Source organism: Streptomyces sp. NPDC051320 (assembly GCF_040682175.1).
In the GTDB taxonomy this organism is placed as follows: Bacteria; Actinomycetota; Actinomycetes; order Streptomycetales; family Streptomycetaceae; genus Streptomyces.
Map to the genome: position 1 here is coordinate 467354 of NZ_JBFBAL010000004.1, position 19635 is coordinate 486988.

At 68.9% G+C, this 19635-nt stretch carries 21 protein-coding genes; 11 read left to right on the plus strand and 10 right to left on the minus strand.

What is annotated here, in order from left to right; all coding sequences use genetic code 11:
• Positions 1-3: 3 nt before the first annotated feature.
• From AB0M87_RS12555 to hemL, 4 genes are all read right to left on the minus strand, one after another.
• Positions 4-621: a TlpA disulfide reductase family protein gene (locus AB0M87_RS12555; protein ID WP_365851906.1), complete on the minus strand. Its 618-nt coding sequence runs from the start codon at positions 619-621 to the stop codon at positions 4-6.
• Between the two features lie 67 nt (positions 622-688).
• Complete coding sequence (locus tag AB0M87_RS12560) at positions 689-1936, minus strand: hypothetical protein (protein WP_365851907.1); 1248 nt, start codon at positions 1934-1936, stop codon at positions 689-691.
• A gap of 102 nt (positions 1937-2038) precedes the next feature.
• Complete coding sequence (locus AB0M87_RS12565) at positions 2039-2764, minus strand: histidine phosphatase family protein (protein ID WP_365851908.1); 726 nt, start codon at positions 2762-2764, stop codon at positions 2039-2041.
• Positions 2761-4083, minus strand: a complete 1323-nt coding sequence (gene hemL, locus AB0M87_RS12570; protein WP_365851909.1) for a glutamate-1-semialdehyde 2,1-aminomutase — start codon at positions 4081-4083, stop codon at positions 2761-2763. Before hemL ends, AB0M87_RS12565 begins: the two co-directional genes overlap by 4 nt.
• A 116-nt stretch (positions 4084-4199) precedes the next feature.
• On the opposite strand from hemL, the gene AB0M87_RS12575 reads away from it, so the two are divergent.
• The gene (locus AB0M87_RS12575; RefSeq protein ID WP_365851968.1) at positions 4200-4769 is read left to right on the plus strand and encodes a hypothetical protein; all 570 of its coding nucleotides are present in this window, start codon (positions 4200-4202) and stop codon (positions 4767-4769) included.
• A gap of 28 nt (positions 4770-4797) precedes the next feature.
• Here AB0M87_RS12575 and AB0M87_RS12580 read toward each other — a convergent pair whose 3' ends face one another.
• Positions 4798-5403 (minus strand): TIGR03086 family metal-binding protein, encoded by a 606-nt coding sequence (locus tag AB0M87_RS12580; RefSeq protein ID WP_365851910.1) that lies wholly within the window; start codon positions 5401-5403, stop codon positions 4798-4800.
• 97 nt (positions 5404-5500) lie between these two features.
• Between AB0M87_RS12580 and AB0M87_RS12585 the strand changes: the two genes are divergently transcribed.
• Positions 5501-6310: a helix-turn-helix transcriptional regulator gene (locus AB0M87_RS12585; RefSeq protein WP_365851911.1), complete on the plus strand. Its 810-nt coding sequence runs from the start codon at positions 5501-5503 to the stop codon at positions 6308-6310.
• Between the two features lie 127 nt (positions 6311-6437).
• The gene (locus AB0M87_RS12590) at positions 6438-6986 is read left to right on the plus strand and encodes a GNAT family N-acetyltransferase (protein WP_365851912.1); all 549 of its coding nucleotides are present in this window, start codon (positions 6438-6440) and stop codon (positions 6984-6986) included.
• Here AB0M87_RS12590 and AB0M87_RS12595 read toward each other — a convergent pair.
• Positions 6976-7242 carry a hypothetical protein gene (locus AB0M87_RS12595; protein WP_365851913.1) on the minus strand — a complete coding sequence of 89 codons (267 nt, stop codon included), beginning with the start codon at positions 7240-7242 and terminating at the stop codon, positions 6976-6978. The two genes, AB0M87_RS12590 and AB0M87_RS12595, sit on opposite strands and share 11 nt — an antisense overlap.
• A 194-nt stretch (positions 7243-7436) precedes the next feature.
• Here AB0M87_RS12595 and AB0M87_RS12600 point away from each other — a divergent pair, with 194 nt between their 5' ends.
• Both AB0M87_RS12600 and AB0M87_RS12605 read left to right on the plus strand, forming a co-directional pair.
• Positions 7437-8297 carry an NAD(P)H-binding protein gene (locus AB0M87_RS12600; protein WP_365851914.1) on the plus strand — a complete coding sequence of 287 codons (861 nt, stop codon included), beginning with the start codon at positions 7437-7439 and terminating at the stop codon, positions 8295-8297.
• 94 nt (positions 8298-8391) lie between these two features.
• Entirely contained in the window at positions 8392-9138 is a 747-nt protein-coding gene (locus AB0M87_RS12605; protein WP_365851915.1) for a Mut7-C RNAse domain-containing protein, read from the plus strand.
• Here AB0M87_RS12605 and AB0M87_RS12610 read toward each other — a convergent pair.
• Complete coding sequence (locus AB0M87_RS12610; protein ID WP_365851916.1) at positions 9107-9601, minus strand: MarR family transcriptional regulator; 495 nt, start codon at positions 9599-9601, stop codon at positions 9107-9109. The genes AB0M87_RS12605 and AB0M87_RS12610 overlap by 32 nt on opposite strands.
• 78 nt (positions 9602-9679) lie before the next feature.
• Entirely contained in the window at positions 9680-10312 is a 633-nt protein-coding gene (locus AB0M87_RS12615; RefSeq protein ID WP_365851917.1) for a TetR family transcriptional regulator, read from the minus strand.
• Between the two features lie 123 nt (positions 10313-10435).
• Here AB0M87_RS12615 and AB0M87_RS12620 point away from each other — a divergent pair, with 123 nt between their 5' ends.
• The 3 genes from AB0M87_RS12620 to AB0M87_RS12630 all read left to right on the plus strand — a co-directional run bounded on the left by AB0M87_RS12620 (position 10436) and on the right by AB0M87_RS12630 (position 13118).
• Positions 10436-11887, plus strand: a complete 1452-nt coding sequence (locus AB0M87_RS12620; protein ID WP_365851918.1) for an FAD-dependent monooxygenase — start codon at positions 10436-10438, stop codon at positions 11885-11887.
• Positions 11888-11915: 28 nt separating this feature from the next.
• Positions 11916-12251 (plus strand): YnfA family protein, encoded by a 336-nt coding sequence (locus AB0M87_RS12625; protein ID WP_365851919.1) that lies wholly within the window; start codon positions 11916-11918, stop codon positions 12249-12251.
• Positions 12252-12344: 93 nt separating this feature from the next.
• On the plus strand, positions 12345-13118 hold the full coding sequence (locus tag AB0M87_RS12630; RefSeq protein WP_365851920.1) for an SDR family NAD(P)-dependent oxidoreductase: 774 nt from the start codon (positions 12345-12347) through the stop codon (positions 13116-13118).
• A 61-nt stretch (positions 13119-13179) separates the two neighbouring features.
• On the opposite strand, the gene AB0M87_RS12635 is transcribed toward AB0M87_RS12630, so the two are convergent.
• Positions 13180-14373 (minus strand): RtcB family protein, encoded by a 1194-nt coding sequence (locus tag AB0M87_RS12635; protein WP_365851921.1) that lies wholly within the window; start codon positions 14371-14373, stop codon positions 13180-13182.
• 162 nt (positions 14374-14535) lie between these two features.
• Here AB0M87_RS12635 and AB0M87_RS12640 point away from each other — a divergent pair, with 162 nt between their 5' ends.
• The 3 genes from AB0M87_RS12640 (at position 14536) to AB0M87_RS12650 (ending at position 17706) form a co-directional block, all read left to right on the plus strand.
• The gene (locus AB0M87_RS12640) at positions 14536-15372 is read left to right on the plus strand and encodes a DUF3558 domain-containing protein (RefSeq protein ID WP_365851922.1); all 837 of its coding nucleotides are present in this window, start codon (positions 14536-14538) and stop codon (positions 15370-15372) included.
• Positions 15373-15501: 129 nt separating this feature from the next.
• The gene (locus AB0M87_RS12645) at positions 15502-16212 is read left to right on the plus strand and encodes a DUF3558 family protein (protein WP_365851923.1); all 711 of its coding nucleotides are present in this window, start codon (positions 15502-15504) and stop codon (positions 16210-16212) included.
• Between the two features lie 93 nt (positions 16213-16305).
• Positions 16306-17706: a DUF2637 domain-containing protein gene (locus AB0M87_RS12650; RefSeq protein WP_365851924.1), complete on the plus strand. Its 1401-nt coding sequence runs from the start codon at positions 16306-16308 to the stop codon at positions 17704-17706.
• A gap of 73 nt (positions 17707-17779) precedes the next feature.
• Here the strand turns inward: AB0M87_RS12650 and lysS are convergent, their stop codons facing one another.
• Positions 17780-19579 carry a lysine--tRNA ligase gene (lysS, locus tag AB0M87_RS12655; protein ID WP_365851925.1) on the minus strand — a complete coding sequence of 600 codons (1800 nt, stop codon included), beginning with the start codon at positions 19577-19579 and terminating at the stop codon, positions 17780-17782.
• Between the last annotated feature and the right edge of the window lie 56 nt (positions 19580-19635).

Below are 19635 nucleotides of genomic sequence, written 5' to 3' on the forward strand. Positions count from 1 at the left end.
GGATCACTTCTCCGCGATCAACGGGTCGATCATCTTGTGCAGCGTCTCCTCGTCGACCGCGCCGGACTTCCGCGCTGCGATCTTCCCCGCGCGGTCGATGACGACCGTGGAAGGAATGGACTGAGGACTCAGGCTGCCCTTGGGGAAGCGCAGGATGAGCTTTCCGGACGGGTCGAAAAGGCTCGGGTACGGCATGTCGTGGCCGGTCTCGAAAGCCTTGGCGTTCCCTGTGGTGTCCCGGGTGTTGATGCCAACGAATTCCACGCCCTTGGCTTTGAGCTGCTTGGCGACCTTCACCAGGTGGGAGGTTTCATCGCGGCAGGGCGGGCACCAGGAGCCCCAGACATTGACCACCACGATCTTGCCCTTGTCGGTGGCCCCGACGTCGAGCTTTTTGCCGTCGACGGTGGTGCCGGACAGATCGGGAGCATCCTGTCGACCGGTCTTCGCCGCCGTGACGATCCCACTGCTGCTCGTCACATAGTGGGCGTCCTTCGAACTGCTCACCTTGGTCCCGGACCCGCAGGCCGACAGGGCGACCGCGCAGGCGGCGGCAGCGGCGCCCAGCTGGACGGTGCGGCTGAGCCGGGTGCTGGAGCGGAGGGGGCGGGGAAGAGCCATGTGAAAAGTTTCGCATGGCCGGTCCGCAGATTTTGGCCACCCCCCTCTCTGCCCGGAACGCCCGTTGTCAAGCGGCCTTAAGGAAACCGTTCCAACCGCCGGCGGGGCTCTCGCCGACATCGAGCGCGCGCAACTTGTCGAGCATCGCCGGATCCTGGACGTCGAGCCAGTCGCAGAACTGCTTGAATGAGACCAGCCTCACATCGGGGTGCCCGGCGATCTTCTTCAGCGCTTCTTCGACGGCATCCATGTAGATTCCGCCGTTCCATTCCTCGAAGTGGTTTCCGATGTACATCGGCGCGCGGTTGGATTCGTAGGCCCGCTGGAACCCGGCGAAATACGAGGCCGCCGCCTGCTGACGCCATTGGGCGTAATGCGAGGTCATGCCTTTGGTCGAATTCTTCGACTGGTTGGCCAGCATGTTGTAGTCCATGGAGAGGACTTCGAACTTGTGCCCGGGGAAGGGGATCTGCTGGAGCGGCAGGTCCCACAGTCCGCCGCGCTTGACCGGCCAGACCTGCCGCCCGCCGGGTGAGCTCGCGTCGTACCGCCAGCCGAGCTTCCTCGCGGTCGGCAGCAGATTGTCCTGGCCGAGCAGACAAGGGGTGCGGCTGCCCGCGAGTTCCTGGCGGTAGTCGAAGGGCAGCGGGTCCTCGTCGTGCCAGCCGGTGTTGGTGCGCCATTCGGTGATGAAGGAAACCGCCTGGTCGATCTCGCTCTGCCAGTCCGCGGGGGTCCAGTGCGCGACCGATCCGGATGTGGTGCCGCAGAAGTGCCCGTTGAAGTGGGTCCCGATCTCGTGGCCGTCGAGCCAGGCCTGCCGGGTGTACTTCATCGTCGCCTTGATGTGCTCGTCGCTGAGGTATCCGATGGCCGAGGCGCCGACGCGGTTGTTCGGCGGGTGGTAGAGCGCCTTCTTCGACTCGGGCAGCAGGTAGAGGCCGGAGAGGAAGAAGGTCATTCCCGCGTTGTGCTCCTTGGCGAGCTGCAGGAACCGGGGGAAGAGTCCGTTGCCGACCTCGCCCGCACCGTCCCAGGAGAAGATCACGAACTGCGGAGGGGTCTCACCCGGCTCCAGCCGTACCGGCTTGGCCGGCTGGTGCGGCTGCGGTCCGGTGTCGGCGGTGGACCCGTCGCCAATGAGCCGGACCGGCGTGGACTTGTCGGGGCCGGCGCCCGCCCCGAGGTTGCCCTTGTCCTTCGCCCGGTGGGCGGGGCCCGAGCCACCGGACCCTGAGCCGCAGGCGGCCAGTCCGGCCGCGGCCGCGGCTCCTACCCCCAGTCCCAGCAAACCCCTCCGGCTCATGTTGTGCATAGCGCCACCACCATCCATCGACTACCGCCCATACAAGCGAACAACTAGTCAGATGATGGTATTAATGTGATGGTTGCCCGCTAACCGCCACAAAATTTCACCCTAGGCACCGAAGGATTTGGCTTTCCCTTTGGACGGCTTTGCCCCCGGCAGAAGATGGGACGGCACCAGGTCCCTCGCCGGTTCCGAGTAACCGACCGAAACAATGCGGTCACCCTGATACGTAAAGCTGGTCAGCGAGGCGAGCGTGCACTGCCGCTTACGCGGGTCGTGCCAGAGCCGCCGCCGCTCGACATAGCTCCGCACGGTCCAGATGGGCAGCTGATGGCTGACACAGACTGCCTCGTGCCCACGGGCCGCGTCGCGTGCGGCGCTCAGGGCGGCCATCATCCGTACGACCTGATCGATGTACGGCTCGCCCCAGGACGGGCGGAACGGATTGGTGAGGTGCTTCCAGTTGGCCGGCTTGCTCAGGGCGCCGTCGCCGACCCCGAAGGTCTTCCCCTCGAAGATGTTCGCCGCCTCGATCAGACGCTCGTCGGTGGCGATGTCCAGGCCGTGCGACGTGGCGACCGGGGCGGCGGTCTCCTGAGCGCGCTCCAGCGGGGAAGCGACGACATGGGTGATGTCGCGGCTCGCGAGGTGCTCGGCCACCCGGTCGGCCATCTTCCGGCCCAGCTCCGACAGGTGGTAACCCGGCTTGCGCCCGTACAGCAGGCCGTCCGGGTTGTGCACCTCACCGTGGCGCATCAGATGGACGACGGTGATCTCCTCGCCGTCGGCGTTGCCTCTGTTGCTTCCGGTGGTGCTGGTGTTGCTGTCGTTCATGCGGACACCTCGGCGGCTGCTCGGGCGGCGGCGGGGAGTGCGGCGGCGATGCGCTCGACCGCCCGCTCGTCGTGCGTGGTGGAAACGAACCAGGACTCGAAGGCCGACGGCGGCAGGTAGACACCCTGCGCCAGCATCGAGTGGAAGAACGGGGTGAACCGGAAGGCGTCCTGCGCCTTGGCGTCCTCGTAGTCACGGACGTCACGGTCGCTGAAGAAGACCGAGAACATGCTGCTCGCCGTCTGGATCCGGTGCGCCACGCCCTCCTTGCTCAGCGCGGCGGAGACGAGCCCCTGGATCTCCTGGGAGACGGCGTTGACCTTGTCGTACGCGGTGTCGTCGAGCAGCCTCAGCTGCGCGAGCCCGGCGGCGGTGGCGACCGGGTTACCGGAGAGTGTGCCCGCCTGGTAGACCGGGCCTGCCGGGGCCAGATGCGCCATCACGTCCGCGCGGCCGCCGAACGCGGCAGCCGGGAACCCGCCACCCATGACCTTGCCGAAGGTCATCAGGTCGGGGCGGACCCCGTCGACGCCGTACCAGCCGGCCTTCGAAGTACGGAACCCGGTCATCACCTCGTCGGAGATGTACAGCGCGCCGTGCGCGGCGCAGAGTTCCTTGAGCCCGGCGTTGAAGCCCTCGCCCGGGGGCACCACGCCCATGTTGCCCGGCGAGGCTTCGGTGATCACGCAGGCGATCTCGCCCGGGTTGGCCAGGAAGGCCTGGCGCACCGCTTCGAGATCGTTGTAGGGCAGCACGATGGTGTCGCCGGCCTGGGCGCCCGTCACACCGGGCGTGTCGGGGAGCCCGAAGGTCGCCACCCCGGAACCGGCGGCGGCCAGCAGGGCGTCCACATGACCGTGGTAGCAGCCGGCGAACTTCACGACCTTTGCGCGGCCGGTGAAACCACGGGCCAGCCGGATCGCCGACATGGTCGCCTCGGTGCCCGAGGACACCAGGCGCACCTGCTCGACCGGCTCCACCCGGGAGACGATCTCCTCGGCCAGTGCGACCTCGCCCTCACCCGGCGTACCGAAGGACGTACCGCGCGCGACCGCGGCCTGCACCGCCGCGATCACCTCGGGATGGGAGTGGCCGAGAATCATCGGTCCCCAGGAGCACACCAGGTCGACGTACTCACGTCCGTCGGCGTCGGTCAGATAGGGGCCGGAACCAGACACCATGAAACGGGGCGTACCGCCCACCGCCCGGAAGGCGCGGACCGGCGAGTTCACCCCGCCGGGTGTCACAAGGGACGCACGGTCGAAGAGCGTCTGCGAAACTGGGGCTTCATATTCGTACGGATAGCTCACACAAGCCATGGTGTCAGAGGCGCAGACGGTATTGCGGACAGGTGTTTCACCGCACATCCGTGGGGGAGGTCTCTGACACGATGATCGGGTTGCGCGGCGGGGGCCGCGAGTGGTCGGGTGGAGATATGCATCGCGGTGGCGGACTGGGCGAGGGGACCGACGACCTGGGTCCCGAGCCTGCCCGAAGGGGCAAACACCGACGAGAGGCTGAGGCGCGGGCGCAAACAGGGAACAGAAGCAGTGGCAGCGGTGGACTTGTGGGCGTGACCTACAAGTATTTCGGCGCGCCCGACGGAGCTACGGCCGCGCGCGTGCCCATCACCATGCGCCCGGAGGAGCTCGGCGGTGACGAGCTCGGCATGGGTGGCATGTTCACGAAGATAAAGCCGGAGACGATGGCCGCCATGGTCCTCACCGGTATCCAGGGCATACCGCTGGGCAAGGTCCCGCCACTCGAACTGGTCGTGCTGCACCCCGATTACGCGGTGGTCAAGCTCCCCATGACGGTCGTGGACCCGCTCCGCGGCGTCGGCGAGGAATCGGTGGGCGCGGCGGCCTTCATCTGGTCGACGGTCCCGGACCGCGGAGGGCCGCGGGACGCGTTCAACGCGTACCAGCTGCTGCACGAGTGGCAGGACTTCAGCCATCGGCTGCACGATGCGGGGCACCAGGCGTACTGCCTGGTGTGGCCCTAGCCGGGCCCCAGGCCGACGGACCTGCCCGCTATCGGGCCCAGTGCGGGTCGCGTCCGGTGGCGGCGAGCAGCTTCTCCAGGTCGGAGGCGTCGTCGGGCACCGGAACCGGCTCGCCGAAGACCCCTGCCTTGCGGGCCATCGGCGCCATCTGCGTGAATGCCGGGCGGGTCTCGTCCAGTACCGCTTCGGGTGCCGTGTACTCCTGCCCGGTCGCCCGCGCCAAGTCCCAGGCGTGCACGGTCAGGTCGCCGAGGACCATGTGCCCCACCGTCCTGGCGGGCAGTCCCATCGAGCCGGTGGTGCCCTCCTCGGCGCCGGGGGCGGCCCAGGCGTCGATCAGCCTCCGCGTCTCCTCGCCGAACTCCGTGCGCCAGTCGCCGCCCAGGTAATCGGCGCCGTCATCGAATGCGACGTCCTGCCGGGCGGCCAGTGCCTGGAAGTTGATCACCACCTGGATCAGGTGATTGAGCAGCTTCCGCACGTCGTACTCCGCACACGGTGTGGGGTTCGCGAGCTGCGTGTCGTCGATCGCCCGGACGATGGGTACCGCCCGTGCCGCGGCCGCTTCGAGCAGTTCGCTGATGGGGCGCGGCTCACCGGTCCGCGCTCCGTTCGCCCGCGCTGCTGCATTCATGGCTTCTCTCCTGGTTTCGTTCCTGGCTTCGCTCATGAATTCACGCTACGGAGCACGACCGTCCGCGTCTTGAAGAAACGCGACATACGATCGCCCCATGCCTGGTCCGCGCCGCGACACCCGGGGCATCGTCGACGCTCCCGAGCTCTTTGCCCGCGTCCGATTCCGCCGCCGTGAGCCGGCGCCCGCGTTCCATCCGTATGTGGAGCACTACTGGCTCATCGACTGGGACCTGAGCGAGCCGTACACCTCCCAAGTGGTGCCGCACCCGTCCGTGAACGTGGTCTTCGAGAAATTCGGTGATTCCCCGGCCTTCGGTGAGGTCGCCGGCATCGGACCGGATCTCTTCACCCAGCGGCTGGAAGGACAGGGCAGGGTCTGCGGAATCCAGTTCCGGCCCGGCGGCTTCCGTCCCTTCGCCCCCGACCGGCCGGTGTCCGACTGGACGGGGCGCCGGCTGCCGTTGGAGGACGTCTTCCCGGCAGGCACCGTCTCCGCCACGCCGAAGGAGGTGCTGGGTCCCCCCGACGAGGACGACCGGGTGCGCGCGCTGGACGCCTTTCTGCGCCTCCTCGGCCCGGAGCCCGACCCGCAGGCGGCACGTGCGATGGACATGGTGGACCGGGTCCGCAGCGACCGCACGATCCGGCGCGTCGAGGAACTGGCAGCCCAGGAAGGCGTTTCGGCACGCTCGCTGCAGCGGCTTTTCGCCGCCCACGTCGGCGTCAGCCCGAAGTGGGTCATTCTCCGCTACCGCATCCATGAGGCGCTGGAGCGTGCGGAGACCGCGAAGGCGATCGACTGGGCCGGGCTCGCCGAAGAGCTCGGATACAGCGACCAGGCACATCTCACCCGTGACTTCACCGCCACCATCGGCGTCCCGCCGACGGCGTACGCCATCCGCTGAACCCTGCTGAACAACCCCTGCTGAACCGAGCCGGAGGTTGCCGAACCGTGCCGGAGTCTGCCGAAGCCGCACCGCGCTGACCAGCGACCCGGGCCGATTGTCCGACCCTGCGCCTACAGTCGGTGACATGGGACAGGACGTGCGTATCGAGCCGTGGTCGGAGAGCGATCTCGACCTGCTCCGACGGATGAACGCGCCGGAGCTGATGCGCCACCTGGGCGGCCCCGAAACCGAGGAGCAGCTGCTCGTCAGACACGAGCGGTACGTCGCCATGAGCGCCGGCACCGGCGGCGCGGGCACGATGTTCCGGATCGTGCTGTCCGAGGGGGAAGCCGTGGGGACCATCGGGTACTGGGAGCGGGACTGGCAGGGACAGCGGGTGTACGAGTCGGGGTGGGGCGTGCTCACCGCCCACCAGGGACGGGGCATAGCCTCCGCCGCGATCGCGGCGGTGATCCAGTGGGCCGGTCAGGAGCGGAAGCACCGCTATCTGCACGCCTATCCGTCCGTCGGTAATCCGTCGTCGAACGCGGTGTGCCGGAAGGCCGGTTTCACGCTCATGGGAGAGTGCGACTTCGAGTACCCACCGGGCACACCGCTGCGCTGCAACGACTGGCGCGTGGAGCTCGATCCGGCCGGTAGGCGCTCTGCCCCCGCCGCCCCCGTCAGTGCATGAGTTCGTTACCGGCCGTCAGCAGGTCGCTCCCGGCCCTGGCGGCGTCCTTGACGGCGTGTACCTTCTCGCCGACCTTGTCCCCGACGACGCCCTCCGCCACCGGTTTGGCATGTTCGCCGACTACCGAGGCGGTCTTCGCGGTACTGCCGAGGTTGCCCCCGAGGTCACTGGCCTGAGCGGCCTGAGCGGCCGGCGCAATGGCGGCGAGCAGGGCGGATGCGGCGGCAGCGGTGGTGAGGATTCGACGTACGTTCATGACCCATGCAACGCGCGGGAGCCCCCGAGGGCACGCGGTTCCCCGGGACTCCACCCCAAGTGGGTACTCCGATGGGCAAGGCGAGGCCGTTCCACGGAAATCCGCTTGACGAGCAGACCGCGGTCGCCAATATTTACCTGCGTCACACAGATTATTCGCCGCGGATGTAATGACTCGCCGAGAAACGGAACCTCATGACCACCCTCGTCACCGGAAGCCGCGGCAAGGTCGGCTCCACCCTCATTCAGTTGCTGCGGGACCACGGAACCGACGTCCGGGCCGCATCCGCCCGCCCCGACGAACTCGCCGTGCCCACCGGCGTGACGACCGTACGGGTCGACCTCCGCGACCCGGCCACCTTCGCGGACGCACTGGACACGGTCGACTCGGTCTTCCTCTACGCCGAACCCGCACAGATCGGCGCCTTCCTCGAACGGGCCGAGTCGGCAGGCGTTCAGCACATCGTGCTGCTCTCCTCCAGCTCGGTACTCGACCCCGCGTCCGCCGACAGCCCGATCGTCGCATCCCACCTCGCCGTCGAACAGGCACTGGGCGTCACCGCCATCGAGACGACCGTCCTGCAGCCCGGAGCCTTCGCCGCCAACGCGCTGCAATGGTCCTGGGCGTTGAAGGGCGGGGGCGCCATCGACCTTCCGTACCCCGGCAGTTACACCGACCCGATCCACGAACGGGACATCGCCGACGCCGCCCTCGCGGTACTCACCGAATCCGGGCTGCGCGGCACCTCGTACCACCTCACGGGACCGCGGTCCCTGACCTTCGCCGGGCAGATCGCAGCACTGGAGCGCGCCACCGGCCTGACCATCCCCGTCAACCACGTCTCACCCGACGCCTGGAAGAAGTCCGTGAGCGATTACCTGTCCCCCGCTTTCGCGGACGCCCTGCTGGGCTACTGGGCGGCGAACGACGGCATACCCACGCCGATCACCCGCAACGTCGAGGTACTCACCGGACATCCGGCTCGTACCTTCGACACCTGGGCGGCGGAGAACGCCGACGCCTTCCGCACCCCGTCGGGCCCCTCCCCCGCGTAAGCCGCTCGCGCACCGGTCCCGGGTGCACCCGCCCGGGTGCGCCACGACAGGAAACGACTGGTTCAGCGCCTCCGCTCAATGACATCCTGACCGTGTGAACGGACCGGAGATCCACCTCGACTTCGCCCCGGAACTGCGCCTCTTCGTTCCGTCGGGCCACCGGCAGGGACGTACGCCGGTGATCACCGACGGCCGGTCCACCCTCGGCCACGTCATCGAGTCGATCGGCGTCCCGCTCACCGAGGCCGGCCGACTGGTGGTGGACGGCCTCCCCGTGGAGACCTCCCACATCCCCGGTGCGGGCGAGTCCATCGAGGTGTACGCCGTCGAGCGGCCCCAGCACGTGCCCGGCGCCCCGCTCCGCTTCCTGCTCGACGTCCACCTCGGCACGCTGGCACGACGACTGCGGCTGCTGGGGGTGGACGCGGCGTATTTCAGCGAGGACATCGGCGATCCCGCGCTCGCCACCATTTCGGCGCGCGAACGGCGAGTGCTGCTGTCACGCGACCGGGGCCTGCTGCGGCGCCGCGAGCTGTGGGCCGGGGCCTACGTCTACAGCGACCGGCCCGACGAGCAACTGCGCGACGTGCTGAGCAGGTTCACCCCCGAACTCGCGCCATGGACCCGCTGCACCGCATGCAACGGCGACCTCGTCCCCGCCACCAAGGACAGCGTCCGCGACCGCATCGAAGGCGGCACCGAGCGGACGCACGACGTCTTCGCCCAGTGCGTGGCCTGCGAACGGGTGTACTGGCGGGGCGCACACCACCAGCGTCTGGATGCGATCGTCGCTGCGGCGCTGCGCGACTTCAGTCCAGTGCCCCGCTCCGCAGACGACTGATCTCTACGGCACTGAGCTCCACCGTCCGTCGCATGTGCGCGCACAGCAGCGCGATCTCCTCGTCGCCGCAGGTGTCGAAGAGGGCGAACCAGTCCCCGCTCAGCTGTTTCCAGACCGAGCCGAGCTGCGTCATGCGCTCGGGTACGGTCGCGACCAGCACCTTGCGCCGGTCCCCGGAGTCACGCCGACGCGTGACGTAACCCGCACGCTCCAGACGGTCGACGAGCCGGGTCGCGGATCCTGTCGTCAGTCCGGTCAGCTCGGCGATCCGCCCGGTGGTGACCGGATCGCGTTCGAGCCCCAGCAGATTGAGACACTGCAGATCGGTGGGATGCAGCTGCAGATGGTCGGCCATGGCCTGGTTGAACAGGGCGTACGCCGCCATGTATCTGCGAGCCGTGACCCCCATCTCGGCTATCAGAGCATCCCGCGTCTCGCGCTGCCCATCCGTCCTCTGCGTCATGCAGAAAGTGTAGAGAGCAGGCAGGCCCCGGCCCTGTCCGGCTACTGCCGGGAGCGCCTGCGGCACTGCGGCAGGACCTCAGGGCTGCTCGGCGGTCAGGTACCGCTGGATCGTCGGCCCCAGCCAAGCGATCAGCTCCTCCCTGGTCATTTCCACGGCAGGCGGAAAGCGCAGGATGTACCGCGCCATCGCCATCCCCAGGATCTGGGCGGCGACCAGCGCGGCCCGGGCCGGCGCCTGCGCGGGATCCGGGCAGACGCCTTCGGCGATGGGGACGAGCTGCTGCTTGAGGATGCTCCGCATCCGCTCGGCACCCGCCGGATTGGTGACACCCACCCGCAGCAGAGCGCTGAGCACGTCGTCCTGCTCCCAGCGGTCGACGAAGTGCGAGGCCAGAACGGCGCCGATGTGACGGCCGGGCAGTGCGCCGAATTCGCTCAGCACGCCCGGCCCGCTCTCGCCGAGACCGATGAGCTCCGCCGGCCCGGGAAGCCGCAGATCGATGTCCGAGGCCGCGGCGAACAGCGCCTCCTTGTTGCCGAAATACCGCATCACCATGGACGGATCGATCCGGGCGTCCCGCGCTATGGCCCGGATCGTCGCGCGCTCGTAGCCGTCGGCGGCGAAACGCTCACGGGCGGCTTCGAGAATCGCCGCCTTGGTTACTTCGGACGAGCGCCTGGGAGAGGCCGGAGCCGACGTGTCGTTCATGTTGCCAACTGTATGCCAACGGACGTTGGCCAACAAGTGTTGACTTCATTCGGCCGGGCGCTATAGCTTTGCCAACAAGCGTTTGCCAACGTCCGTTGGCAGGCTCATCGGCAGGAGGCCGCCATGACAGACCAGCCCAGCCCCGGCAGCAGCCCCGCGACCGCCGACGTCCTCGTGGTCGGCGCCGGCCCGACCGGACTCCTGCTCGCCGGCGACCTCGCCGCTGCCGGTCTGAGCGTCACGCTCGTCGAGCGCCGTCCGCACGAGACCAGCAACCTGACCCGCGCGTTCGCCGTCCACGCCCGGACCCTCGAAATGCTCGATGCCCGTGGCCTCGCCGACGAGCTGACAGGGAAGGGCGAGGTCATCCGCAGCCTTCAACTGTTCGGCCGACTCGCTCTCGACCTCGGCCGGCTGCGTTCCCGCTTCCCGTACCTTCTGGTCGCCCCTCAGTACGAAGTCGAGGGCCTGCTGGACCGCCGGGCCCGGTCCGCGTCCGTGGACTTCCGCTACGGCACGGAACTCGTCGGCCTCCATCAGGACGCCGACTCGGTCACCGCTGAGGTCAGGGCCGGGGACGGCACACCGACCACTCTCCGCGCCCGGTACCTGGTCGGCACGGACGGAGTCCGCAGCGCCGTCCGTGAGGCACTCGGCCTGCCGTTCCCCGGCACCGCGGTCATCCGCTCCATCGTGCTCGCCGATGTGCGCCTCACCGAGGAACCCGGGACGCTCCTCAGCGTCAGGGGCAATGGCGAAGCCTTCAGCGTCATCGCCTCTTTCGGGGACGGCTGGTACCGCGTGATGGGGTGGAACCGCAACCACCAGGTCCCCGACACCGCGCCGGTCGATCTCGACGAGGTTCGCGAGATCACCCGGGCGGCTCTCGGCACCGACCTCGGGATGCACGACGCCCGTTGGATCTCCCGGTTCCACAGCGACGAACGCCAGGCGCCCTCCTACCGGGCCGGCCGGGTCTTCCTCGCCGGAGACGCCGCCCATGTCCACTCGCCGGCCGGCGGCCAAGGGATGAACACCGGCATCCAGGACGCCGCGAACCTCTCCTGGAAGCTCGCCGCCGTGCTGCGGGGACACGCCCCCGTCTCCCTCCTCGACAGCTACGAGTCCGAGCGACACCCGGTCGGCGCAGCGGTGCTCCGCAGCAGCGGCGCCCTGGTCCGCCTCGCCATGGCACACACCCCGCTCCAACGCGCAGCGCGGTCAGCCTGCGCACGGCTGCTCAGTACGGTCCGCCCCGCCTCCGCCAAAGCCATCGCGATGGTCTCCGGCATCGGCATCTCGTACCCGGCGGCCCGCGGCGCCCACCGCCTGACCGGCAAGCGGGCCCCCGATCTGCACCTCGCCGAAGGCCGCCTCCATACCCTGCTGCGTGAGGGTTCCCCGATTCTGGTGACGCCGGCCGGCCGGACACCTGGGCTTCCGGCCCACGTCATATCCGCCCACTGGTCAGGCACCCGGCGCACCTCGCTTCTCGTCCGCCCCGACGGCTACATCGCCTGGGCGAGCGAGAAGCAGCACACCGCGGACGACCTCGCGCCCCTGCTCGGCCACTGACCGGCGGCGGCGTGCCACCCTGTCGGCCATGCAGATCGCCCGCTCCGCCGCCCTGTTCGTGCTCGCCGCCCTCTTCGAGATCGGCGGCGCCTGGCTCGTCTGGCAGGGAGTACGGGAATATCGGGGCTGGGTCTGGATCGGCGGTGGCGTCATTGCCCTGGGCATCTACGGATTCGTCGCCACCCTCCAGCCCGACGCGGAATTCGGCCGGATCCTCGCCGCCTACGGAGGTGTTTTCGTCGCCGGGTCCATCGCGTGGGGAATGGTGGCCGACGGTTACCGCCCTGACCGCTGGGACATCACCGGAGCGCTGATCTGTCTGGCCGGCATGGCAGTCATCATGTACGCGCCGCGCGGCCGATGACCGCCCGACAGCTTGCAGCGCAGCGGCCCGGGGCCGGCCACACCACCCGCCTATCCTGTCAGTGAATCGACCGTATGCCCGAGGAGCACCCCTATGACCGCCGCGCCCGCAGCCACCAACCGCATCGCCGTCGTCACCGGTGCGAGCAGCGGCATCGGCGCCGCCACCGCCCGGCAGCTCGCGGCCGCCGGTTACCGCGTCGTCCTCACCGCACGTCGCAAGGAACGGCTGGAAGAGCTCGCAGCCGAGATCAACGCGGCCGGCCACCAGGCGACCGCCTACGCCCTGGACGTCACCGACCGGTCTGCCGTCGAAGCCTTCGCCAGTGCCTTCCCCACCATCGGCGTGCTGGTCAACAACGCCGGTGGGGCACTCGGCGCGGACCCGGTCGCCACCGGCGACCCCGACCAGTGGCGCCGGATGTACGAGACCAATGTCATCGGCACCCTCAACGTCACCCAGACGCTGCTCCCCGCCCTGATCGCGGGCGGCGACGGCACCGTGGTCGTCCTCTCCTCCACGGCGGGTCACGCCACGTACGAAGGTGGTGCCGGCTACGTGGCGGCGAAGAACGGCGCCCGGGTCCTCGCCGAGACACTCCGCCTGGAGATCGTCGGTCAGCCCGTGCGGGTGATCGAGATCGCTCCCGGGATGGTCAAGACCGAGGAGTTCGCCACCACCCGCTTCGGCGGCGACGAGGAGAAGGCCGCCCGGGTCTACGCAGGCGTGGCCGAGCCGCTCACCGCCGACGACGTCGCGGACACCATCACCTGGGCGGTCACCCGCCCCAGCCACGTCAACATCGACCTCCTGGTGGTCCGCCCCCGCGCCCAGGCCTCCAACACGAAGGTGCACCGGGAGATGTGACACGGCTCGGCTCCGGGAACTGGGTCCCGGAGCCGCCGTTCACCTGTTGCGCCCCGGGGCCTCAGCCCTTCACACACACGACCTGCTTCAGCTTCGCCACGACCTCGACCAGATCACTCTGCCGGTCGATGACCTGCTCGATCGACTTGTAGGCACCCGGAATCTCATCGACGACACCGGAGTCCTTCCGGCACTCCACTCCCTGCGTCTGCTCCTCCAGGTCCCGGGTGGAGAAGCGCCGCTTGGCTGCGTTCCGGCTCATCTTCCGGCCAGCACCGTGCGAGGCCGAGTTGAAGGCCTTCTCGTTGCCGAGCCCCTTCACGATGTACGACCCGGTGCCCATGGAACCCGGGATGATCCCGAACTCACCCGATCCCGCACGGATCGCACCCTTCCGGGTGACGAGCAGGTCCATGCCCTCGTACCGCTCCTCCGACACATAGTTGTGGTGGCAGCTGATGACCGGTTCGAACGCCACCCGGGCCTTCTTGAACTCCTTGCGCACCACGTCCTGGAAGAGGGTCATCATGATCGAGCGGTTGTACTTCGCGTACTCCTGCGCCCAGAAAAGATCGTTCCGGTACGCCCCCATCTGAGGGGTGTCCGCGATGAACACCGCCAGGTCACGGTCGACCAGGCCCTGGTTGTGGGGCAGCTTCTGTGCGACGCCGATGTGGTGGTCGGCCAGTTCCTTGCCGATGTTCCGGGAGCCGGAGTGGAGCATCAGCCAGACGACACCCGACTCATCAAGACAAACCTCGACAAAGTGGTTGCCCGAGCCGAGCGAACCCATCTGCTTTACTGCCCGCTCCTGACGGAATTTGACCGCTTCCGCGACCCCGTCGAACCGCTCCCAGAAGCCGTCCCAACCAGCCGTCGGGAACCCGTGCAGCCGACCCGGGTCCACCGGATCGTCGTGCATCCCCCGGCCGACCGGGATCGCCTGCTCGATCTTGGAGCGCAGCCGCGACAGATCGCCCGGCAGCTCGTTGGCCGTCAGTGAGGTCTTCACCGCCGACATGCCGCAGCCGATGTCCACGCCGACCGCAGCCGGGCAGACCGCCCCGTGCATGGCGATCACCGAGCCGACCGTCGCTCCCTTGCCGTAGTGGACGTCGGGCATCACGGCCAGCCCCTTGATCCAGGGCAGCGTCGAGACATTGCGCAGCTGCTGCATGGCGCCGTCCTCGACCGTGGCGGGGTCGGCCCACATACGGATGGGTACCTTCGCACCCGGAACCTCTACATACGACATAACTCCTCGTTTCCCCCGAAAGTTCAGAAGCAGGAAAACCCGCGACAAGGTCCGCGAAAGCGACAGCGGACCGGCATGCACACCAGTGCGTGCGATAGACATTGTGTCCGGCCACCGCCATCGGGCGGTATCCGTTTTTCGTCCCGAAGGAGCCTCGGACCAGTGCAGCGTAGGGCGTACGTACCCAGCTTGATGCTGTTCGCAGCGCTTGTCGCGGGCTGCACCTCGGGCTCCGGGGACAACAGTTCCCCCGACGACTCCAAGCCCGGCGAGACCACGCCGGCTGCCGCGCCGGGGAAGTACCTGACGCTGCCCGAGCCCTGTGGCGCGAGCGATCGCGGCGTGCTCAAGGACATGTTCCCCGGGGCGGCCGGCCTGCCCGAGGAACAGCAGGAGAAGGTGTACGCGGGCACGCCCGAACCGACCTTCGACACCGACCGCCGCGTCGGCTGCCGCTGGAAGGGCGGTGACGCCACCACATCGCACCGTCTGTACGTCGACATGGAGCGGGTGGTCAGCTACGACAACGCGGTCAGCGACGACGACCGGGCGAAGGCGCTGTACGCGGACAGGGAGACCGCAGCGGACCTGCCGGACCCCGCCACCGGCAAGCCCAGCGGAAAGCCGTCGGGATCGCCCTCCGGCTCCCCGTCCGGCACCACCGACGAGGCGAACACCTCGGACGGCTCGGACGACGCGACCGGGTCCGACGGATCCGCCGACACAGCCGGCTCCAGCGGCGCGCAGACCTCCACCGCCCTCCAGTCACGCATCCTGAAGGGCCTCGGCAGCGCCGCATACCTCGAGGACATCCCGTCCGGACCCGGCGCAGCGACTCCGCAACGCACCGTCCGGGTGGTCTTCCGCGAGTCCAACGTCATCGTCACGGTCGAGTACAGCGAGCAGCCCATCGGTACGTCCGAGGTGCCGGCCGGCAAGGACCTCCAGGTCCGGGCCCAGGCCCTGGCACACAAACTCGCCGGACAGATCGGCGAATAGACACCACCCGCCGCCCCCGGCGTACCGTGGCGCCCCGAACCTGAACCGCACGAAGCGTGCCGGTCCGGCACCTGACCGCAGATACAGCCCCGAACGACACAGCCCGCACGACACATGAGCGAAGGAACCATGCACCGATCAGCCCCGCGACTCACCCGCCTCCTCGCCTGTGCAGCCGTCCCCGTGATGCTCGTCGTCGCCGGCTGCTCATCGGACTCAGGCTCCAACGGCAAGAAGGACTCGAGCGCCTCGAGCACGCCCAGCCCGTCGAAGTCACCGACGGTCGAGAAGGCCGCGTTCGCCAAACTGCCGGACGCGTGCAAATCGATCTCGGCCAAGACGATCGCGGACCTGGTCCCCAAGGTGAAGGACAAGTCGGGCACCGAGGACAAGTCGAGCGATCTGTCGGCACGCGCCGGCTGCTCCTGGAACGGCCTGCAGAGCAAGGGCACCAAGGGTTCGCAGTACCGCTGGCTCTCCGTCTCCTATCTCCGCTACGACTCGGACGCGGTGCTCGGCAGCGGCGCCAAGCGCGCCGAGCAGCAGTACACGAAGTCCGTCAGCGATGTGCAGGCCACCGACGGCGCCAAGAACGTGAAGTCGTCCCCCGCCACCGGGCTCGGCAATGAGGCGACCACGGTCACCTATGAGCAGCGCAAGACCGACGCGGACTTCAACTACGCCCTGGTCATCATCCGCACGGAGAACGTGGTGGTCGTCGTCAACCACAACGGTGCCGGCTACGAGGGCTCGAAGTCGCCGTCCGTCAGCGATATGACGAAGGGGGCCCAGACCGCGAGCAAGGAGGCGGTGGCCGCGGTGGCCGCCGCCAACAAGTAGCTCCGGGCCGCCTCGCACCCACCCGCGCAACGCCGTCCGCACACATGTGCCAGGCTGTGCCCGCCAGATGTCGAAATGGGGAGGGGAACGCGGGTGGCCGCGATGCAGCTGACACGCACGCACCGGATACTCGTCGCCGTCGTGGTCGCAGGCGCTGTGATCATCGCGGGGATCGGTTTCGCGGGCTCCTACGCGGCCGTGCGCGAGCTCGCCCAGGAGAAGGGTTTCGGCCGGTTCTCGCTGGTCTTCCCGATCGGCATCGACGCGGGCATCTGCGTGCTGCTCGCACTGGACCTGCTGCTGACCTGGATCCGTATCCCGTTCCCGCTGCTGCGGCAGACGGCGTGGCTGCTGACGGCGGCGACTATCGCCTTCAACGGCGCGGCCGCGTGGCCCGACCCGCTCGGCACCGGTATGCACGCCGTGATCCCGGTCCTGTTCGTCGTCTGCGTCGAGGCGGCGCGGCACGCGGTGGGCCGGATCGCCGACATCACCGCCGACAAGCACATGGAGGGCGTCCGCCTCACCCGGTGGCTGCTCTCCCCGGTTCCCACGTTCCGGCTGTGGCGCCGGATGAAGCTGTGGGAGCTGCGCAGTTACGACGAGGTCATCAAGCTCGAACAGGACCGGCTGATCTACCGGGCCCGGCTGCAGGCGCGGTTCGGCCGCAACTGGCGGCGCAAGGCCCCGATCGAGTCACTGATGCCGCTTCGCCTCGCGAAGTACGGGGTCCCGCTCGCCGAGACGGGCCCCTCCGGCCTCGCCGCCGCCGGCGTCGAGCCGGTGCTGCTGCCGTCGGCCCCCGCTCTGGAGGCAGCGCGTGTACCCGCCGCCGAGACGTCCGCCGTGGTCGCGCCCGCACAGCCGGAGCCCGAGCCCGCGCCGGAACAGGCCCCGCAGGAGCCTTCTCCCGCGCAGGAGAGCCCGTGGTTCGCGCCGCAGCAGGTGTCCCAGGAGTATGCGGGAACGTACGACCCGGCGTACGAGATGACGTACGACCAGGTGACGTACGAGCAGCAGTACCCGGAGCAGTACGAGCCCCCGCAGGGCTACGACCAACAGCCGTACGACCAACAGGCGTACGACCAGCAGCCGTACGCCGAGGCCGCGGAAGACACCGACGCCCCCGAGGACCCGGATCATCCCCAGGTCATGGTCCCCTCCGGCCCCCACCGCACTCGCCCCCTCGGCCGTGCCGTGCCCGGACCCCGTACGGAGGGTCTGTCGGCGGAGGTGGCCGACGTGGTGGGGCCGGAGAGCACCGGCCTGCCGGAGGACGTCACCCGCGAGGACGCGTACTTCACGGCGTTCCGCAAGTACATCAGCGAGAACAACGAGTCCCCGACACCACGTCAGTTCGGCCGGTACCTCAAGGACTTGTACGGCGTCACGGGCCGCAACGGAGACACCCTCAGCGACAGTTCGATGCGCGGCTACATCAGCCGTTTCCAGGTCCGGTACAACACCGAACTGGACGCGGAACACATCGCGTAGCGCCGCCGAACACGGGCTGAGGGCCGCCGCCCCGGACCGTTCCGGGGCGGCGGCCCTCAGCCGTGCGGCGCGCTCAGGCGCCGAGCAGCTTCCGTACCCGGTCGGCGCCGACGGCGAGCAGCAGGGTGGGCAGCCGGGGCCCGGTGTCGCGGCCGACCAGCAGCCGGTAGAGCAGCGCGAAGAAGGTGCGCTGCGCGACCTTCATCTCCGGGGTCGGCTTGGCGTCCGGAGCGAAGCCCGCCTGGATCTTCGGCACGCCATAGACGAGCGCCGTCAGGCCCTCCAGCGACCAGTGCGAGTCCAGGCCGTCGACCAGCAGCCGCAGCGACTCCCGGTCCTGGTCGGCGAGGCCGGTCAGGATCTCGGTGTCCGGCTCGTCCCGCACCACGGTGCGCTGCTCGGCCGGTACCTGGGTGGTGATCCAGTTCTCCGCGCAGTCCAGCCGTGGCCGTACCGCGTCGAGCGAGGCGATCGGATTCTCCGGGTCCAGTTCGCTGAGGATCCGCAGCGTCTGCTCCTCGGCGCCCGCCGTGATGTCCGCGACCGATGCCAGCGTGCGGTAGGACAGCGGGCGCTCGGTGTGCGGCAGTTCACCGGCGGCGGTGCGGGTCGCCCGCGAGTGCGCCGCCGCGTCGGCGGGCAGCACGGAACCGTCGGCCACCTTCTTGGCCAGCGCGTCCCACTCGTCGTAGAGCCGCTGGATCTCCTGGTCGAAGGCGATCTTGAACGACTGGTTGGGCCTGCGCCGTGCGTACAGCCAGCGCAGCAGCGGCGCCTCCATGATCTTCAGCGCGTCGGCCGGCGTCGGCACGCCGCCCTTCGAGGACGACATCTTCGCCATGCCGCTGATCCCGACGAACGCGTACATCGGTCCGATCGGCTGCACGCCGTCGAAGATCTCCCGGACGATCTGCCCGCCGACCACGAACGACGACCCGGGCGACGAGTGGTCGACACCGCTGGGCTCGAAGACCACGCCCTCGTAGGCCCAGCGCATCGGCCAGTCGACCTTCCAGACCAGCTTGCCGCGGTTGAACTCACTCAGCAGCACGGTCTCGGAGTGCCCGCAATGGGTGCAGGTGTAGGTCAGCGACGTGCTCTCGTCGTCGTACGCGGTGACCTTGGTGAGGTCCTTCCCGCACGAACCGCAGTACGGCTTGTACGGGTAGTACTCGGTGCCGGCGCCGCTGCCGTCGTCCTCGTCCGCCGCTCCGGATCCCTCGGCGGCCTCGATCTCGGCCTCGTCGAGCGGCTTCTGGCTCTGCTTCTGGCCCTGCTTCTTCGACGGCTTGTCGGCCTGCTTGTCCGCCTGCGCCGGGTCCTTCTTGGTCCGGTACCGGTCGAGGATGGCGTCGATGTCGCCGCGGTGCTTCATCGCGTGCAGGATCTGCTCGCGATAGGTGCCGGCCAGATACTGCTCGGTCTGGCTGATCGGGTCGTACTCCACGCCCAGCTCGGTGAGCGCCTCGGCCATCGCGGCCTTGAAGTGCTCGGCCCAGTTCGGGTACGCGGACCCGGCGGGCGCCGGCACCGAGGTCAGCGGCTTACCGATGTGCTCGGCCCAGGAGCCGTCGACGCCGGGCACGCCGTTCGGCACCTTGCGGTACCGGTCGTAGTCGTCCCACGAGATCAGGTGCCGCACCTGGTACCCGCGCCGCCGGATCTCGTCCGCGACCAGGTGCGGGGTCATCACCTCACGCAGATTGCCCAGGTGGATCGGCCCGGACGGGGACAGCCCGGACGCCACGACGATCACCGGCGAGGCCGCGCCGCCGAGTTTCGCGCCCTGGGCACGACGCTCCGATTCGGCGATGACATCGTCCGCGAAACGGGAGACCCAGTCGGTCTCTGTGCTCTGAGCCACGATCGGCACGTCCTTCTTTCTCGTACGCCGGTGAGTACGGTCCGCGAGTACCGTTTGCAGGTACC

Bases quoted from the DNA above. Each gene is read 5' to 3' on its own strand.
- AB0M87_RS12590 (WP_365851912.1), top strand. From the start codon at position 6,438: ATGGGACAGGACGTGCGTATCGAGCCGTGGTCGGAGAGCGATCTCGAC.
- AB0M87_RS12615 (WP_365851917.1), bottom strand. From the start codon at position 10,312: ATGAACGACACGTCGGCTCCGGCCTCTCCCAGGCGCTCGTCCGAAGTA.
- AB0M87_RS12595 (WP_365851913.1), bottom strand. From the start codon at position 7,242: ATGAACGTACGTCGAATCCTCACCACCGCTGCCGCCGCATCCGCCCTG.
- AB0M87_RS12565 (WP_365851908.1), bottom strand. From the start codon at position 2,764: ATGAACGACAGCAACACCAGCACCACCGGAAGCAACAGAGGCAACGCC.
- AB0M87_RS12645 (WP_365851923.1), top strand. From the start codon at position 15,502: ATGCACCGATCAGCCCCGCGACTCACCCGCCTCCTCGCCTGTGCAGCC.
- AB0M87_RS12555 (WP_365851906.1), bottom strand. From the start codon at position 621: ATGGCTCTTCCCCGCCCCCTCCGCTCCAGCACCCGGCTCAGCCGCACC.
- AB0M87_RS12560 (WP_365851907.1), bottom strand. From the start codon at position 1,936: ATGCACAACATGAGCCGGAGGGGTTTGCTGGGACTGGGGGTAGGAGCC.
- AB0M87_RS12610 (WP_365851916.1), bottom strand. From the start codon at position 9,601: ATGACGCAGAGGACGGATGGGCAGCGCGAGACGCGGGATGCTCTGATA.
- AB0M87_RS12630 (WP_365851920.1), top strand. From the start codon at position 12,345: ATGACCGCCGCGCCCGCAGCCACCAACCGCATCGCCGTCGTCACCGGT.
- AB0M87_RS12635 (WP_365851921.1), bottom strand. From the start codon at position 14,373: ATGTCGTATGTAGAGGTTCCGGGTGCGAAGGTACCCATCCGTATGTGG.
- hemL (WP_365851909.1), bottom strand. From the start codon at position 4,083: ATGGCTTGTGTGAGCTATCCGTACGAATATGAAGCCCCAGTTTCGCAG.
- AB0M87_RS12580 (WP_365851910.1), bottom strand. From the start codon at position 5,403: ATGAATGCAGCAGCGCGGGCGAACGGAGCGCGGACCGGTGAGCCGCGC.
- AB0M87_RS12575 (WP_365851968.1), top strand. From the start codon at position 4,200: ATGCATCGCGGTGGCGGACTGGGCGAGGGGACCGACGACCTGGGTCCC.
- AB0M87_RS12600 (WP_365851914.1), top strand. From the start codon at position 7,437: ATGACCACCCTCGTCACCGGAAGCCGCGGCAAGGTCGGCTCCACCCTC.
- AB0M87_RS12625 (WP_365851919.1), top strand. From the start codon at position 11,916: ATGCAGATCGCCCGCTCCGCCGCCCTGTTCGTGCTCGCCGCCCTCTTC.
- AB0M87_RS12585 (WP_365851911.1), top strand. From the start codon at position 5,501: ATGCCTGGTCCGCGCCGCGACACCCGGGGCATCGTCGACGCTCCCGAG.
- AB0M87_RS12620 (WP_365851918.1), top strand. From the start codon at position 10,436: ATGACAGACCAGCCCAGCCCCGGCAGCAGCCCCGCGACCGCCGACGTC.